Source organism: Tenacibaculum discolor, assembly GCF_003664185.1.
GTDB classification, from domain to species: domain Bacteria; phylum Bacteroidota; class Bacteroidia; order Flavobacteriales; family Flavobacteriaceae; genus Polaribacter; species Polaribacter discolor.
Genome location: NZ_RCCS01000006.1, coordinates 202633 through 220718, shown reverse-complemented (window position 1 = coordinate 220718; position 18086 = coordinate 202633). Strand labels below are relative to the sequence as shown.

At 31.9% G+C, this 18086-nt stretch carries 15 protein-coding genes; 8 read left to right on the top strand and 7 right to left on the bottom strand.

Translation table 11 applies throughout. The annotated features are described in order from the left end of the window. Window positions 1–128: 128 nt before the first annotated feature. The 4 genes from fdhD (at window position 129) to nhaA (ending at window position 4651) form a co-directional block, all read left to right on the top strand. Window positions 129–932, top strand: coding sequence for a formate dehydrogenase accessory sulfurtransferase FdhD (gene fdhD, locus C8N27_RS07160; RefSeq protein ID WP_121146817.1), 804 nt, complete (start codon window positions 129–131; stop codon window positions 930–932). A 101-nt stretch (window positions 933–1033) separates the two neighbouring features. Continuing rightward, complete coding sequence (locus tag C8N27_RS07155; protein ID WP_099214421.1) at window positions 1034–1675, top strand: SPOR domain-containing protein; 642 nt, start codon at window positions 1034–1036, stop codon at window positions 1673–1675. Between the two features lie 10 nt (window positions 1676–1685). Then, a complete protein-coding gene (locus tag C8N27_RS07150; protein ID WP_121146816.1) occupies window positions 1686–3209 on the top strand; it encodes a hypothetical protein in 1524 nt (507 codons plus the stop codon). 113 nt (window positions 3210–3322) lie between these two features. After that, a complete protein-coding gene (gene nhaA / locus C8N27_RS07145; protein WP_121146815.1) occupies window positions 3323–4651 on the top strand; it encodes a Na+/H+ antiporter NhaA in 1329 nt (442 codons plus the stop codon). A gap of 9 nt (window positions 4652–4660) precedes the next feature. Here nhaA and C8N27_RS07140 read toward each other — a convergent pair whose 3' ends face one another. Then, window positions 4661–7195, bottom strand: coding sequence for a DUF559 domain-containing protein (locus tag C8N27_RS07140; RefSeq protein ID WP_121146814.1), 2535 nt, complete (start codon window positions 7193–7195; stop codon window positions 4661–4663). Window positions 7196–7256: 61 nt separating this feature from the next. On the opposite strand from C8N27_RS07140, the gene C8N27_RS07135 reads away from it, so the two are divergent. Together C8N27_RS07135 and C8N27_RS07130 are read left to right on the top strand one after the other, a co-directional pair. Continuing rightward, window positions 7257–8468: an RsmB/NOP family class I SAM-dependent RNA methyltransferase gene (locus C8N27_RS07135; protein WP_121146813.1), complete on the top strand. Its 1212-nt coding sequence runs from the start codon at window positions 7257–7259 to the stop codon at window positions 8466–8468. A 295-nt stretch (window positions 8469–8763) separates the two neighbouring features. Further along, complete coding sequence (locus C8N27_RS07130; RefSeq protein WP_121146812.1) at window positions 8764–9195, top strand: hypothetical protein; 432 nt, start codon at window positions 8764–8766, stop codon at window positions 9193–9195. Between the two features lie 50 nt (window positions 9196–9245). Here the strand turns inward: C8N27_RS07130 and C8N27_RS07125 are convergent, their stop codons facing one another. The 4 genes from C8N27_RS07125 to C8N27_RS07110 are packed head-to-tail and all read right to left on the bottom strand — an operon-like array spanning window position 9246 to window position 11875. Further along, window positions 9246–9707 carry a MaoC family dehydratase gene (locus C8N27_RS07125; protein WP_121146811.1) on the bottom strand — a complete coding sequence of 154 codons (462 nt, stop codon included), beginning with the start codon at window positions 9705–9707 and terminating at the stop codon, window positions 9246–9248. A 6-nt stretch (window positions 9708–9713) separates the two neighbouring features. Continuing rightward, complete coding sequence (locus tag C8N27_RS07120; protein WP_121146810.1) at window positions 9714–10334, bottom strand: trimeric intracellular cation channel family protein; 621 nt, start codon at window positions 10332–10334, stop codon at window positions 9714–9716. Then, a complete protein-coding gene (locus C8N27_RS07115; RefSeq protein ID WP_121146809.1) occupies window positions 10335–11453 on the bottom strand; it encodes a DEAD/DEAH box helicase in 1119 nt (372 codons plus the stop codon). A gap of 35 nt (window positions 11454–11488) precedes the next feature. Beyond that, window positions 11489–11875 (bottom strand): acyl-CoA thioesterase, encoded by a 387-nt coding sequence (locus tag C8N27_RS07110; RefSeq protein ID WP_121146808.1) that lies wholly within the window; start codon window positions 11873–11875, stop codon window positions 11489–11491. Between the two features lie 89 nt (window positions 11876–11964). Here C8N27_RS07110 and C8N27_RS07105 point away from each other — a divergent pair, with 89 nt between their 5' ends. Further along, entirely contained in the window at window positions 11965–13302 is a 1338-nt protein-coding gene (locus tag C8N27_RS07105) for an MATE family efflux transporter (protein WP_099214431.1), read from the top strand. On the opposite strand, the gene C8N27_RS07100 is transcribed toward C8N27_RS07105, so the two are convergent. Next, window positions 13299–13973 (bottom strand): DUF2461 domain-containing protein, encoded by a 675-nt coding sequence (locus C8N27_RS07100; protein ID WP_121146807.1) that lies wholly within the window; start codon window positions 13971–13973, stop codon window positions 13299–13301. The genes C8N27_RS07105 and C8N27_RS07100 overlap by 4 nt on opposite strands. 81 nt (window positions 13974–14054) lie before the next feature. Beyond that, window positions 14055–15146, bottom strand: coding sequence for a redox-regulated ATPase YchF (ychF, locus tag C8N27_RS07095; protein ID WP_121146806.1), 1092 nt, complete (start codon window positions 15144–15146; stop codon window positions 14055–14057). A gap of 179 nt (window positions 15147–15325) precedes the next feature. Here ychF and C8N27_RS07090 point away from each other — a divergent pair, with 179 nt between their 5' ends. Next, a complete protein-coding gene (locus tag C8N27_RS07090) occupies window positions 15326–18013 on the top strand; it encodes a TonB-dependent receptor (RefSeq protein ID WP_121146805.1) in 2688 nt (895 codons plus the stop codon). Window positions 18014–18086 lie beyond the last annotated feature (73 nt).

Here is an 18086-nt window from a genome sequence, read left to right as displayed (position 1 = left end):
ATTTATCGTTTACCTAATTGATAGAAGCCCCTATCGAAAAGTATGTTTTATTGTTTAGGGGTAATAAAACATACTAAAAGCCTTGATTAACATCAGGGCTTTTCTTTTTTATATACATTTGTTTTATCATGAAACAGACACAAAGCTACCAATCTATTAAACTTTCTACTGATTCTTTAGAGAAATTTGATGACACTCTTGTTATAGAAGCTCCATTACAAATAAACATTAACAAAGAACCATATACAGTAGTTATGAGAACTCCTGGTAATGATAAAGAGTTAGTGAGAGGTCTATTATATACTGAAGATATTTACAAAAAACAAGATGATGTAAAAGTAGATATAATTAAACAAGAAAAAGACTTTTCTACAGTTCTAAACATAGAGGTTCCTGAAAAAAAATTAGGAAAAGGTTATTTAAATAAGCGTACTCTTTTATCAGTTTCTTCATGTGGTATTTGTGGAAAAAAAGAACTAAAAGATTTAAAAACTAATGGTAAAGCTCTAAAAAACGGTAACAACACAGGTGTTAAAGGGTTAGTAGAAGTTGTAAATCGTATTTCATTGAAAATGAACGACAAACAGTTTTTATTTAAAACTACAGGAGGTAGCCATGCTTGTGCTATTTTTAATAAAAATGAAGAGTTATTAACTATTAAAGAAGACATCGGTCGTCACAATGCTGTAGATAAATGTGTTGGTGATTTAATCAATCAAAACAAACTAAAGGAAGCCTGTTATATGTTAGTTAGCGGAAGAGTTTCTTACGAAATAGTTTCTAAAGCTTTCTTAGCAAAAATCCCAATTATAATTGCAGTTTCAGCATGTTCTTCTTTAGCTGTAGACTTTGCTAAAGAATTTGGAATTTTCCTTATCGGTTTTAGCAGAGATAGTAAAATGACTATATATTCCACACCACATGATTTATAGAAACAATCGAGTACAAAACCAATTATATTCTTTAAAACTCACGTATAAAAAAAGATTTGTACTTTAGTGCTTTTAATAATTATTAATTAATCCAAATACTTATGCCTTTTATAGAAGAAGAGAAGTTTAAGTTAATGCACGAAGACTTAGATAACGCTAAATTAAAAAGAGAAGAAGCAGAAAGCGAATTAAGTAGCACACAAGAAGAATTAGCTGCACTAAAAAAGAGCTCAAAAACTCTGCCTATTTTCTTGGGACTTCTATTAGGTTTAGCTTTAGGTGCTGCATACTATTTTTATGCTAATGGAGGTAGTAGCGCTATCAATAACATTGATATTGAAGCTGTAAAAAAGAAAGAAGCTTATAGAGTACTAGATAGTATAAATAGAGCTCAAGCTAGAGCAGCTAGAAATGCTGAAGAATCTGACAGTGATGTTTCATCTAATTCTAATTCTGATATTAATACAGAAACATTGGCTGATGAAGTAGTGCAAAATACAAATGGGCAAACAATTTATTCAGTACAAATTGGAGTACTTTCAGAAAACAAATATCCATTATTATCTTCAGAAGTTATTCCATCAACAGTTACTACTAATGATGGTTACTTTAAATACTCTTTAGGTTTATATACTACTTTGGATGAAGCTAAAGGTTTACAAAAAGAATTAATTAAAATTGGATTTAACGATGCATTCGTAGCCTCATATATAAACGGAAAACGCCAGAAAATACATAATTAAATAAAATTTAATGCTTAACATTATTTTTAAAAGAGCACTCATAGTAAGTTTACTAATGAGTGTTCATTTTTTTTACGCACAAACAAGTATTATACCTGAAAAGAAAACACAGTTTGGATTTGGTCAAATTGATTTTCTATCGATTAAAATGCCTGACGGAGAACAAAATATGGACTACACAGGGCTCCACTATAACCTAAAATTAAATGATTGGAGTTATGCAGGAGTTGGTCTATATGGAGCTGTAGGAGGTATTAGAGGAGGTTTTTTTACTTTGGGTGTAAATGCAGGAATTCAACAAAAAATAACTGATAAACTTTTTATTGATGCTGGACTTCATTTTGGTGGCGGCGGTGGTGCTTCTGCTCCTGATGGTGGTGGTGCATTTATATTACCCCATCTTAACTTAGGGTACGACTTTAAACATTTTTCTGCAACTGCAGGATATAGCTATGTTGACTTTTTTGATGGAGGAACTATTAACAGTAGCCAACTCAATGTGGCTGTACAAATCCCTCTATCTTTTGAAACAGCTAGATTTAAAAATAGAGAAACTACTTTTTCTGTAGAAGATTTAAAAAATACTTCATGGAACTCTTTAAGCAATAGAATTTCATTATTAGTTCATCTAAACAATGCTAAAGTAACAAAAGGTTCTTATAAAGGAAACACAATACGTTTAGCAGGTTTTGAATTAAATTCTTATCTTACAGATGATTTTTTCTTTTTCGTTAAAGCAGATGGTGCTTATCATGGAATTAAAGCAGGTTATATGGATGTTTTCCTTGGTGGAGGTTATCATTTGTCAATGAATAAGAATCGTACAAATATTTTAGCTAAATTTGGAGTAGGTGCCGGTGGCGGTGGCGGAGTAGATACTAAAGGAGGTTTTTTAATCTATCCAGACCTCTCTTTAGAGCAAAAATTATTTGATAATGTATATGCATCAATCAATAAAGGATACTTAATGAGTCCTGATTCTCACTTTGTGTCTTCAACTTTTGGTCTAGGATTGAAGTATTATATGGATAGAGATGGTATTTTACCAGATGAAAGAGAATTTTCAGAAGGAAAATTCAAAGGGTTTGACGCAGTTATTAAACAAGATTTATACTTGGATGCTGCTAGAGATGGTGATTTTGATCAAGATATGCATCAAATATCACTGCAATTAAATTTTTTCTTAAATAAATATTTATATGCGGCAGGTCAAACTTCTTTTGCTAACTTTGGTAATGCAGGAGCTTATGCAGAAGGAATTGTAGGTTTAGGAGTTCAAACAAATGACTTCTTTAATGGAAAAACCTCATTTTTTGCACAAGTTTTAGGAGGTGCAGCTGGTGGTGGTGGTATTAGTACAGGGCAAGGATTAATTGTTAAACCTAGTATTGGAGTTAATCAAAAACTTACTAATAACTTAAATTTAAGATTAGGAGCGGGTTATGTAAAAGCTAGAGGAGGAAATTTAAGTAGTACTCAAATAAATTTGGGTATTTCGTATCGTTTTTCCTTCTTAAGTGTTAAAAAGTTTTAAAAATTTAACTTTTCGTTAAAGTTTGATGAATTATCTTCGCTTTCTGAAACAAAAAAATTAATATCCTTGCTTTTTTTCAAGTTAAAAAAGCAAGTTACAATCTATATACAAACATGAATAAAAAGAGTATAGCATCTCCATTTAAAAAATTTTTAAAAACTGAAAGTGCTAGTGGTGTTTTATTATTAGGAGCTACTTTATTGGCCCTCATTTGGGCAAACTCTCCTTTTAGAGACAGTTACAGTGCTTTATGGGACTATAAAATAGGTTTTAAGTCTGAACACCTTGAATTATACAAACCTTTAATACTTTGGATTAACGATGGGTTAATGGCTGTATTTTTCTTTTTAATTGGGTTAGAAATTAAAAGAGAATTCTTAATAGGTGAATTAAACTCTACTAAAAAGCTAGCGTTTCCTCTTTTTGGAGCAGTAGGTGGAATGTTATTTCCTGTTTTGTTTTTTATTCTTTTAAATGAAGACCCGGAAACAGCACATGGTTGGGGGGTTCCAATGGCTACAGATATTGCCTTTTCTTTAGCTGTTTTAAATACTTTAGGTAAAAGAATACCACTAAGTTTAAAAGTATTTTTAACTGCTTTTGCTATTGTTGATGATATAGGGGCTGTTTTAGTAATCGCTTTATTTTACAGTACTAGTATAGATATTACATTGATATCTATCGCTATAGGTTTATTAGCTTTTCTTTATTTTATTGCTCATAAAGGTTTTTATTCTCACTACGTAACTTTTATGTTTGGTGCAGTTATTTGGGTTTTATTTTTAAAAGCAGGAATACACCCAACGGTTGCAGGTATATTAATGGCTTTTGCTGTACCGATTAGACAAAAAGCACATACCCCTGAGTTTTTAGCTAATTTGTCTCAGATAATGGATAATATTAAAAAAGCGAAGGTTTCACCTAAACCAATATTGTCAAAAGAGCAAATTAATGAAATAGATAACTTAGATCACTGGATAGAAGATTACCAATCTCCTCTTCAACTTTTAGAACATAAATTACACGATATAGTAGCGTATGCAATTATTCCTGTTTTTGCTTTAGCTAATGCAGGGGTTTTAATAATGGATAGTAATGCGCATTTAGACTCTTCCTTAATAATACACATAGCTTTATGTTTAGTTCTAGGGAATAGTATTGGAATCACCACAGTTATTACCACAGTTAAAAAGCTTAAAATAATTGAAGTTCCTAAAGAAATAAATGGTCAGCACATTGTTGGTGTATCATTTTTAGCAGGAATCGGGTTCACTATGGCAATATTCATTGCTAGTTTAGCTTTTGCTAAGAGCCCTGAATTTTTAGGATCTGCCAAAATTGGTGTACTTTTAGGTTCTCTTATTTCTGCAATAATAGGATATATAATACTTAGGCTTAATAAAAGCGACAACGAAGAAGAAGAGTTAAGTACTACTAGCTAGTACTTAATTCTAACTTATATTACTCCAAATTCCACTTGTCTTTCTAAGCTTTTCATAAGCTTTCAGCAAGCTGGAATTTTTTGTTTCTGATAAATTAGGATCTTCTTGAAGTAAATTTATAGCAGCTTTACGAGCTATATGTAATATTGGACTATCCTTAACAACATCCGCTATTTTAAGGTTTAAGACTCCACTTTGTTGTGTTCCCATAATATTTCCTGGACCACGAAGTTTTAAATCTACTTCGGCAATTTTAAATCCATCTGTAGTTTCTACCATTGTTTGTAAACGAGTTTTTCCGTCAGAAGATAATTTATAACTCGATAATAAAATACAGTAGCTCTGTTCTGCACCACGCCCTACTCTACCTCGTAATTGATGCAACTGACTTAATCCAAAACGTTCTGCACTCTCTATAACCATTACAGAAGCATTAGGCACATTTACTCCCACTTCAATAACTGTAGTAGCTACCATAATTTGAGTATCTCCTTTGGCAAATCGCTCCATTTCATAATCCTTATCAGCAGGTTTCATTTGTCCATGAACAATACTTATTTGATATTTAGGAGAAGGGAACTCCCGAGAAATACTCTCATAACCATCCATTAAGTCTTTGTAATCCATTGCTTCAGACTCTTGAATTAATGGATATACTACATATGCTTGTCTTCCTTTAGCTATTTCATCTTTCAAAAACTTAAAAACCCCTAAACGATTACTATCATAGCGGTGTACAGTTTTTATTTCTTTACGTCCTGGAGGCAGTTCATCAATTACAGAAATATCTAAATCACCATAAACGGACATTGCCAATGTTCTTGGTATAGGCGTTGCAGTCATAACTAAAATATGTGGAGGAATAACAGCCCCTCCAACCTCCCCTGAGGGGAGGCTTTTTAAAGTTTCTTTTATGTTTTCTAGAACATTATCAATGTTGCCAATAACTTCTTCGTTGGTAAATCTAATTACCTTATATCCAAAATCAGTTAAAATTTCTGTACGCAAATTGTCTGCTTCTTCTTGTTCAGGAGTTTCATGATATTTCCCATCTACTTCAACTATGAGTTTTTTCTCTAAACAAACAAAATCAACTATAAATTCATCAATAATATGTTGTCTTCTAAATTTATAGCTTAATTGTTTTGTTTTTAAACTTTCCCATAAAACTCGCTCAGCAGGTGTTGTCTGTTTTTTACGTTGTTCTTGTAGTTCTTTTAAAAGTTTATATGTTGAAGGACGAGCTGTCATATATTTTTTACGAACTTCTTCTCCCTTCCCTTTGGGAAGGGCTGGGGTTGGGCTTCCTTTTTCCCATAACTTTCTTCTCTGTGCAACTCCAAAACGATGTTGCTCATCAATAATAGCAATACCTAGGTTTTTAAATTGTACTTTATCTTCTAAAATAGCATGTGTTCCTATCAGGATATGTAGCGAACCATCTTCTAAACTTTCATGAATTTCTCTACGCTTTTTTGTTTTGGTAGACCCTGTTAATAATTCAACTTTAATATCAGTTTTCTCTAATAATTCTATTATCCCATTATAATGTTGTGTTGCAAGAATTTCGGTGGGAGCCATAATTGTAGCTTGATAACCATTATCAATGGCCAACAACATAGTCAATAATGCTACAATCGTTTTCCCAGAACCTACATCCCCTTGCAATAATCGATTCATGTGTGCTCCAGAGCCAACATCTTTACGAATCTCTTTCAATACTCGTTTTTGAGCCCCTGTTAAGTCAAAGGGCAAGTGATTGTTATAAAAATTGGTAAACTCCTCTCCTACCTGTTCAAAAACGAATCCTTTTAGTTTTGATTTTCGGATGAGTTTTTTCTGTAGTAATTGTAATTGAATAAAAAATAACTCTTCAAACTTTAATCGATATTGAGCCTTTGCTAGTAGTTCTTGATTCTTAGGAAAGTGAATATTTAAAAGTGATTCTTTTTTACCTAAAAATTGATGTTCTTCAATAAAATAAGCAGGAAAAGTTTCTTCAATATCATTATAAGCTTGCTGAAACAAGTTTTGAATCATCGTACGCATGACCTTGTTACTTATTCCTTTAGTGCTTAGTTTTTCAGTAGAAGGATATACTGGTTGCATAGCCATTTGTAGCTTGCTTTTGTATTCTTTTACTGTTTCCATTTCTGGATGTGGCATATTAGGAGTGCCATTATACCAATTTAATTTTCCATAAATAACATATGGAACATTTACTTTTAAACTATCTTTAATCCATTTAGCCCCTTTAAACCAAACCAATTCCATGGTACCTGTAGTGTCAGAAAAAGTAGCCACTAACCTACTACCTCTTTTTTGTTTTACGGTTTTTACGCCTGTAATCTTACCTACTATTTGTACTTCAGCAGAGTTTTGTTGCAACTGATTAATCGTATAAAACTGTGTTTTATCGATATATCTAAACGGAAAAAGGTGCAATAAATCGTTACAAGTTTTAATACCTAACTCGGTAAATAACAACTCTGCTCTAGCAACACTAATTCCTTTTATATATGTTACGGGGTTATTTAAATTCATTAAGAACGAAAATACAAAAAGCCATTAAAATCAACTATCTTTGCACTCTTAAATTCATCAAATGAGATTACATAGAAATTTAGTTTTCGCGGTTATTGATAGCTTACGCGATATTTTTAATGAAGATGTATATGCAGATAAAGCTGTTGAAAAAGCTTTGAAGAGAGATAAACGTTGGGGAGCACGTGATAGAAAGTTTGTTGCTGAAACTATTTATGATGTGGTTCGTTGGAAACGATTATATGCAGAAATAGCAAATGTAAAAGCACCTTATTCTCGTCCTGATTTATGGCGATTATTTGCTGTTTGGTGTGTGTTAAAAGGAATTCAATTACCAGATTGGAACCAGATAGAACCTACTCCTACAAGAAGAATTAAAGGTAAGTTTGATGAGTTATTAAAGATAAGAAAGTTTAGAGAATCTATTCCTGATTGGATTGATGAAGTTGGGGTTCAAGAGTTAGGAGAAGAAGTTTGGACGAAAGAAATAGCTGCTTTAAATAAACAAGCAGAGGTTATTTTACGTACAAATACCTTAAATACAACCAAAGCTCATTTACAAAAACAATTAGCTTCTGAAGGAATTGATACAGAGTTTATCAAAGGATATGATGATGCTTTAAAATTAGTAGAAAGAGCGAATGTTTTTAAAACAGAAGCCTTTAAAAAAGGTTTTTTTGAAGTTCAAGATGCATCTTCACAATTAGTAGCTGCTTATTTAGATGTTGAACCTGGTATGAAAGTGGTAGATACATGTGCTGGTGCTGGTGGTAAAACATTACACTTAGCTTCGTTAATGAAAAACAAAGGGCAAATTATAGCAATGGATATTTACGAAAGTAAATTGAAAAAACTAAAAGTTCGTGCTCGTAGAAACGGAGCTCATAATATTGATACTCGTGTAATTGATTCTACAAAGGTTATTAAGAAGTTACAAGGAAAAGCTGATAGAGTATTAATTGATGCTCCATGTTCTGGTTTAGGAGTTATTAGAAGAAATCCTGATAGTAAATGGAAATTACAACCTGAGTTTTTAGATAAAATTCGTGGTACTCAGCAAGAAGTATTACAACAATACTCTAAAATGGTAAAGCCAGGAGGAAAAATGGTATATGCTACTTGTTCGGTATTACCATCTGAAAATCAACAACAAGTTGAATTCTTTTTAGCTTCTGATGCAGGAAAAGATTTTAAATTTGTAAAAGACGAAAAGGTATTGTCGCATAAATCTGGTTTCGATGGGTTTTACATGGCTCTTTTAGAAAGAAAATAATCTTTTTAAAAATAAAGTATATTAAAAAAGGCTCGGGATAATATCTCGAGCCTTTCCTTTCAATCAACTATTAAAAACTAACTAATCACTAAACATTACTGTTAAGTAATTATATGCTTATATGACGATTATTTTCTATTGTCGTTACAATTACCATATGTCTTTAACATTATTTTAAGAAGACAAATTTACCACTTTCACTTATCTACTACTCTACTGACTGATTTACAGTGAGTTTTGTATTTTGAGTTATTTATAACTACATTTATCAGTAACTAACTAAAAAACTATTTTTATGACAGATTCAAACAAACCCACTACACTTTTTTGGATTATTGGTGTTGCAGCCTTAGTTTGGAATGGGCTAGGTGTTATGCAATATTTAGGAATGGCTTACATGACAGATGAAGTTAAAGCTGCTTTACCTGAAGCAGAAAGAGCTTTATATGATAATATTCCTTCATGGGTTACTGCTGCTTTTGCTATTGCTGTTTTTGGCGGATTAATAGGTAGTGCTTTTTTACTAATGAGAAAAAAGTTAGCAAGACCTATGTTTTTAATTTCATTAATAGCTATTATTGTTCAAATGTCGTATAACTTATTTATGAGTAGAGCAGCTGAAGTATATGGACCAGGAAGTGTTATAATGCCTATAATGGTAATTGTTATAGGTGTATTTTTATTGATGTATTCTAAAAAAACAATAGCCAAAGGCTGGTTGTCGTAACCCTAAAAATATATAATTTAAATGCTGTCTTGAAAAGGACAGCATTTTTTTTATTCAAATAGAACAAAAATAAATTCAGCAACACAAGCAGGTTTTTCTTGGCCTTTTATTTCTATTGTGCAATCAAAGGTTAGCTTTTTACCATTCTGAAAATCTTCTATTAGTTTAACAGCACTAATTAAACGTAATTCACTATTTACAGGTACAGGGTTTGGGAAACGAACTTTATTCAATCCGTAGTTTAACCCCATAGTTACACTTTTTACTTCAAATTGTTTAGAAATCAGTTCCGATAACATAGAAACAGACATAAATCCGTGTGCTATCGTTGTTTTTGTTGGAGAATATTTAGCTGCTTTTTCTTCATCAATGTGAATCCACTGTTTATCTAATGTGGCATTCGCAAAATCATTAATCATTTGTTGAGTTACGGTATACCACTCTCCTACTGGTAATTGTTTTCCTTCTATATTAGAAAGTTCTTTTAAGTTTTCAAAAACTAATTTTTTCATATTCTTTTATTTACCAAAAACATCCTTTTTAATACGAGGAAGCTCTAATTTATACTGTACGGCAATTGTTCTTACAAGAATAATTATTCCTGCAGAAATAACAAACAGTACATCTTCATTCATGTTTAAAGGATATAAAAGTAGGTATACAATTCCTCCCGATAAACAGGCTGATGCATATATTTCTCTATGAAAAATTAACGGAATTTCATTTGTTAGCACATCCCTAATTACACCTCCCATTACTGCTGAAGACATCCCCATTACTAAGGCTACAAACGGATGTAGATTAAAATTTATTCCTTTTTGAACACCTAATAACGTAAACACACTTATACCAATAGTATCGAATAGAAACATTGTTCTTCTTAACGGTGCTATTTTACTTCGAAATAAAAAAGTTGCTGCAACAGCTATTAATATTGTCCAGATATAGTTAATATCTCCAATCCAGTTTATAGGATGCGCGTTAATAAGCACATCTCTTGTCATTCCGCCTCCTACGGCAGTAACAAAAGCTATGATAATGACTCCAAAAACATCAAACTTTTTTCTAATAGCAACTAATGCACCACTAATAGCAAAAGCAAAAGTTCCAGCAATGTCTATGGCGTAAATTACATCCATTTATATTGATATTTCAGAAAATTGTATTTGTAATATTCTTTCAACTTCAGCTAAACGACTTCTTTCATTTTGAAGAATTAATGCTAATGAAACTCCCCTTTTTCCTGCTCTTGCTGTTCTACCGCTTCGGTGTGTATAATATTCCAATTGCTCTGGTAATTGATGATGAATAACAAAAGCTAAGTTTTGAACATCTATTCCCCTTGCAGAAACATCTGTAGACACCAATACTTGAAGATTTCCATTTTTAAAAGCACGCATTACCTTATCACGCTCTTTTTGCTGCATATCTCCTTCTAAAGCCTCTACCGAAAAGCCTTCTTCTTTTAATTCTTTTGTTAGCTTTTGAGCACCTGCTTTAGTTCTTGAGAAAATTATACCTCTTTCAGTATGTCTTTTTTCTAAAAACTTAATAATAACATCTGTTTTTTCAGGAATGGTAGTTGTTACGAATTGATGTGTTATATTGGCATTCACCAATACATTTTTGTTTACTTCAACTTGTTTTGCTGAAGCATTCATGTATTTTTTTATAATACTTCGTATTTCATCAGGCATTGTTGCTGAAAACAACCATGTTTTACGAGTACCTGAAGTGTATTTTAAAATACGATTTAACTCTAATTTAAACCCCATGCTAAGCATTTCATCTGCCTCATCAAGTACTAAGGTTTTAATATTTTTTAAATCTACATCACCTCTTTCTATTAAATCAATCAAACGTCCTGGAGTTGCCACAATAATATGTGTGGTTCTCTTTAAATTGTTGATTTGACGTTCAATCTTTTCACCACCGTAAACAGCTTCTACAAAAATTTTATTATCAACATATTTTGTAAACTTAAATAGTTGTTTCTTTATCTGTTGTACCAGTTCTCTTGTAGGTGATAAAATTAACGCTTGAACATTGTCTTTTGAAGCATCTATTTTATGCAAAATAGGTAGACCATAAGCAGCTGTTTTACCTGTTCCAGTCTGTGCTAACCCTATAAAATCTGAATTATTCTCAAGTAAATAAGGTATTGCTTCTTTTTGTACTTCAGTAGGAGTTGTTATTCCTAACTCTTTCAATCCCTTAACATATTCTTTTCGTACTCCTAATGCGGTAAATGTTGTCATTCTATAAATTTATAAGTGCAAAGATATTGTTTCTTTTACGGTAACAATAAGTTTGTTACTTCTTTCGTAATTCTTTTAGGTTTTTTGGTATTAGCATCTAACAAACAAAAAGTAGTTTGAGATTTTACTAATAAAGTTTCACCTCTGTACATTTCAAAATGACGAACAGATCTTATCCCTTCTGTTTTACCAACCCATGTTCTAAGCGTAACTTCGTCCCCTAATACGGCTTGATTTTTATAATCAACTTCATGACGAATAACAAACCAAACATAGTCGATGTTTTTAACATTTTTAGAAAGTTCTTTCCAATGAGCATCAGAAATATTTTGCATCCATTGTACATACACTACATTATTTACATGGTTATATTCATCTATCTCTTCTGGAGTTACGATATGTTTTTGTTCAAATAAATTCATAAAGCAAACTTACAGGATTGATGTTAATTATTACTTAAATCTAACGCTGTTTTTATTTTTGATGGATAATTCACACTAATTTAGTCAACATGAATAAAATCGCCAACGACTTAGGTACTAAAAGTATCAGTCAACTTATTTTAAAACAAGCTATCCCTGCTTCTATTGGAATTCTAGTAATGTCGATTAATATGATTGTTGATACCATTTTTGTTGGTAGATGGATTGGCGTACTCGCTATCGCAGCAATTACCGTAGTATTACCCATAGCTTTTTTAATATCATCAATAGGTATGGGAGTTGGAATTGGAGGTAGCTCTATAATTTCTAGAGCATTAGGAGCTAACAAAGATGATAAAGCATTTGAGGTTTTTGGAAATCAAATTTCATTAACTATTGCATTATCTATTTTATTTGTATTGTTAGGAACGTTTTTCAGCACTCCTATTTTAAGGCTTTTTGGAGCCAATGGAGACATTATAACACCCGCTACTGAGTATTTTAATGTAATTGTTTGGGGAGTTCCGTTTTTAGCTTTTGCTATGATGGGTAATCCTGTTGTTAGAGCAGTTGGGAAACCTAATTATGCCATGCTCACCATGTTATTTCCTGCAATTGCTAATATTTTTTTAGATGTTATTTTCATTAAGTTTATGAATCTGGGAATGTATGGAGCTGGTTTAGCTACTTCTATTTCATATGCAGTAAGTGGATTATTCATTTTATGGTTTTTTATTTCAAAAAGAACTGAATTAAAAATTATTCCAAAGTATTTTAAATTGAATTTTTCTATTGTAAAAGAGATTATTTCTTTAGGAGGAATAACTGTAGTAAGACAAGGAACAATAAGTATTTTGACCATTATTTTAAATTATTCTCTTTTTAAGTACGGAGGTGAAATTTCAATAGCAATCTATGGTATTATTAATAGAGTTATGTTATTTGCTTTGTTCCCTGTTTTAGGAGTAACACAAGGCTTTTTACCTATTGCTGGATACAATTATGGAGCTAACAATACAAAGAGAGTTAAGGAAGCTATAAAAACATCCATACTTTATGGTACTGGTATTGCTGTTTTAATTTTTATTATGATAATGTTATTTCCTAATGAGTTGGTTGGTATCTTTACAGAAGACGAAAAGTTATTAAACCTTACTCCTAATGCATTAATTATAGCTTTTTTAGCAACTCCTGTAATTACTACTCAATTAATTGGGTCTGCATACTTTCAAGCGGCAGGCAAAGCTTTACCTGCGCTATTGTTAACACTCTTAAAACAAGGAATCTTTTTAATTCCTTTAGTGTATATACTTCCTAAATTTTATGGTGTAAATGGTGTTTGGATGTCTTTTCCTATAGCTGATGTTTTATCTACTGTACTTACCTATGCTTATTTAAAAAGAGAAGTTAGATTACATCTGAATTAATCTAAAATACTTTCTCCATTTAAGTTTGTGGTTAACACATCACTCATGTAATTAAAAAACGGACGCAAAGCTTTAAAAGCACCATCTACCTTTGTTAAAAAGTCTGGTGCTAACACTTCTTTATCAGAAAAACGCTGAATAGCTATATAACCTTTTTTACGAATCAAATCGATATCTGGATGCTGTTTATCAAATCCTTTAGGAGCAGTTTTAAGCTCATCTCCTTCTAGTTTACCTCCAAAATGTTGTACATAGTTCTTTTCTTTTAAAATCTCTCTAATTTCAGAAGCATCTACTTCAAATTCTTTACGAATACGTAAAAGATCCTCTTTGTTTGGTTCCCAGAATCCACCAGCAACAAAACTATCTCCAGGACAAATATGTAAATAATACCCACCTCTTAATTCTGGCTTTTTTCTATGAAAAGAACCTCCAAAATGCGTTTTATAAGGTGTTTTATCTTTTGAAAAACGGACATCCCTGTAAATTCTAAACAACTTAAACTTATCAATCTCATCATGCTTATTTAAGTTTTCTTGAATAGTCTTGTACACTTCTTTCGCATTATTTTGGGCTTCAGTAAAGTCTTTTTTATGCTCTGTAAACCAATCTCGATTATTATTTTCTTTTAAGTCTTTTAAAAACTGAAATGTTTGTTTTTCTATTTGCATTATAAGCGATTTTAAACTTCTAAGGTACAAAAAAACTCCACTAAAAATTAGTGGAGTTTATGCTTTATTCTTTAAAAAAAATTACACGTTAAATCTAAAATGCATGATATCACCATCTTTAACTATGTACTCTTTTCCTTCTACTCTCATTTTACCAGCTTCTTTTACTTTAGCTTCACTACCAAACGCTACATAATCATCATAACCAATTGTTTCAGCACGAATAAATCCTTTTTCAAAGTCTGTGTGAATAACTCCTGCTGCTTGTGGTGCAGTTGCTCCTACAGGAATTGTCCAAGCTCTCACTTCTTTTACACCTGCAGTAAAATAAGTTTGTAAGTTCAATAATTTATAAGCCGAACGAACTAAACGAGAAACACCCGCTTCTTCTAATCCTATGTCAGCTAAGAACATTTGACGCTCTTCATAATCATCTAATTCTGTAATATCTGCTTCTGTTCCTACAGCTAATACAATAACTTCAGCATTTTCATGTGCTACAGCTTCTTTTACTTTATCAACATAGGCATTTCCTGAAACTGCTGAACCTTCATCTACATTACAAACATATAAAACAGGTTTTGCAGTAATAAACTGTAAAGGCTTTACAAATTCCTCTTCTTTTTCTGTAAACTCTATAGAACGAACAGATTTTCCTTCTAGTAATGTTGCTTCAACCTTTAATAAGATTTCTAACTCTACTTGAGCCTCCTTATTACCAGTTTTAGCAGTTCTTTTTACACGCTCTAAACGTTTTTGAACTGTTTCTAAATCTTTTAATTGAAGTTCAATATCAATAGTTTCCTTATCTCTTATAGGATCAACAGAACCATCAACGTGTACTATATTATCGTTATCAAAACAACGTAATACATGTAAAATAGCATCTGTTTCGCGAATATTAGCTAAGAATTGGTTACCTAAACCTTCTCCTTTACTTGCTCCTTTTACCAAACCAGCAATATCTACTATTTCTACAGTTGCAGGTAAAACTCTTTCAGGATTCACTAGTTCTTCTAGCTTTTCTAAACGAGTATCAGGTACGTTTACTACTCCTAAATTAGGCTCAATGGTACAAAACGGAAAGTTTGCACTTTGCGCTTTTGCATTAGATAAACAGTTAAATAAGGTTGATTTCCCTACGTTTGGTAATCCTACAATTCCAGCTTTCATTCTATTGTTTTATTGAAATTTTGCGAGTGCAAATATAGTGCTTTGCTTTCTAAATTTTCTATTTATTTATGATTCATTTAAGTTTGTTTTTAGTTAGCAATTTTATGTTTTTAACATTTTTTTAAGATTTAGATTGATTTTTTACTATTTTTAAGAAATTAACTAAAAAATATATTTAAATGAAAAAACAGACCCTTCTTATTATTTACCTGTTTTTTTGGGGACTTCATATGTTAAGTGCTCAAACATTAATTAAAGGAACAATAAAAGATACAAACAACGACCCTTTACCTGGAGCTAATGTTTTAGAAAAAGGAACTTCTAATGGTACTTCTACAGATTTTAATGGTGAATTTTCTCTTAACGCTAATGCTAATGGAACTTTAATAATTAGTTTTTCAGGTTTTGAAACACAAGAAATTCCTATTAATGGAAAAACTAGCTTTAATATAGTTTTAAAAGAAGGTTTAGAATTAGATGAAGTTGTTATTGTAGGGTCTAGAAACCCTAAAAGAACTGCTATAGACACCCCTGTACCTGTTGATATAATTGATGTAGCGGATTTAGCTACTAAAAATGGTAAAGTAGAAGTAAATGACATACTTCAATACGCAGCACCTTCGTTTAACGCAACAAAACAATCAGGATCAGATGGTGCCGACCATATTGTACCTGCTTCTTTAAGAGGTTTAGGACCTGATCAAACATTGGTATTGATTAATGGAAAAAGACGTCATCAATCATCATTGGTCAACATTTTTGGAACACGAGGACGTGGTAATTCAGGAACTGATTTAAATGCTATTCCTTCTGCAGCTATCAAAAGAATTGAAGTTTTAAGAGATGGAGCTTCAGCTCAATATGGTTCTGATGCTATTGCAGGAGTTATTAATATTGTTTTAAAGGATAATACCGATGGTGTTTCAGGGAGTGTTGGATATGGTGCCTACAGTACAGCCATCGGAAATGGATGGGCAGAAGCTACAGGAGAAACTTTATACAATGTGGAAGGAAAAAATAGATTAGATGGAGAAGACAAAAGTTTTGATGGAGGAACTTTTAAATTAGATTTAAACTACGGAGCAAAACTGAATGATAAAGGAGGTTTTGTAAATTTCACCACTGAATTGTTATCTAAAGAACGAACGTTGAGACCAGGATTTTCTTGGCGAAAAGGATATGGTAGTGCAGCTATTGATGGGTTCAACTTTATGGTAAATGCAAGTTTACCTATAAATGACAACACTGAAGTATATGCTTTTGGAGGCAGAAACTTTAGAGATACCGACGCCTATGCTTTTTCTAGAGATAGTTTTGATGAAGGTGACAATAGAAGTGTTCCTAGTATACATCCAAATGGTTTTACACCAAGAATCACCTCTAACATTACTGATATTTCAGTTTCCGCAGGAATTAAACATAAATTAGAAAATGGTTGGGAAATTGATTTTAATAATACTTACGGAGAAAATAAATTCCATTATTTCATCAAAGACTCAAACAACGCTTCTTTAAAAGATGCTTCACCTACCGATTTTAATGCAGGAGGACATAGTTTATCACAAAATACTACTGGATTAGATTTTAGTAAGTACTTAGAAGATTTAATGAGTGGAGTTAACCTAGCTTTTGGTTTAGAATATAGAACAGAAAACTTTATCATTTTTGCTGGAGAAGAAGCTTCTTATGGATTGTATGATGATAACGGAGTATTAATGACAAATCCTGCTGTTCAACCAGTAGCTGTTGACAGCAATGGAGATGAACTACCTGGGGGATCTCAAGGTTTCCCTGGCTATGGACCAGATAATGAAGTAGACCGTTCAAGAAGTAATGTAGGTATCTATTTTGATTCTGAGTTTAACTTTACAGAAAAATTCTTAGTAGGAGCAGCAATTCGTTTTGAAGATTACAGCGATTTTGGTAGTACATTCAATTTTAAATTAGCTTCAAGGTTTAAAGCAAATGATAATTTAACCTTGAGAGGTTCTATTTCTTCTGGTTTTAGAGCACCATCTTTAGCTCAATTATATTATAATTTAAAATTTACCAATATTGTTAATGGTGAATCACTTCCTTCATTATTATCTGCTAATAACAGCACCGTAACTAGAGCTTTCGGAATAGAGCAGTTAAAAGAAGAAACAGCATTCAATGCTAGTTTAGGATTTACTTATAAAATAGGTGGATTTACCGCTACCATTGATGCATACTCTATAACTGTTGATGATCGTATTATTTTAACAGATAACTTTGATGCATCAGGATTAAACTTAGGGGTTGATGCAGCACAATTCTTTGCTAATGGTGTTGATACAAAAACTCAAGGATTAGATATTGTTTTAAACTATAAGAAATCTTTTGAAGATCATAGAATAGACGTAGGATTAGTAGGAAACTTTAACGATACTAAAATTGAAAAGATTAAGAACGGAAATTTAAATAGATTTACTTTCTTTAGCCCTTTTTCTGAAGCTTATTTAAAAGCAGCTGCTCCAGATCACAAACTCGGTTTAAATCTTGGATATGGATATAAAAAACTAGATGTTGCTTTAAACTTTACAAAGTTTAGTGAAGTTCAATTACAAGATTTTCAATGGGTAGACTCACCAGCAACTACACAAGCAGAAGCAGACGCTTTATATGCTGTTGCTACAGATGTTTATGATAGTAAAATAACAACTGATTTAAGTTTAAGTTATGCTTTCACTGATAAAATTACGTTCACAATTGGAGGAAATAATATTTTTAACGTGTACCCTACTCCACAATTTGATGGGTGGACTGATCAGGGAGGATTAGCTGATTCTGTACAAATGGGATCAGACGGTGCTTACTTCTTTACTCGGCTAGGATTTAAACTTTAATAGACTTTTTATAAAACAAAAATCCTGAGAATACTCTCAGGATTTTTTTTATTTCTTAACTCTAAAAGCCAAG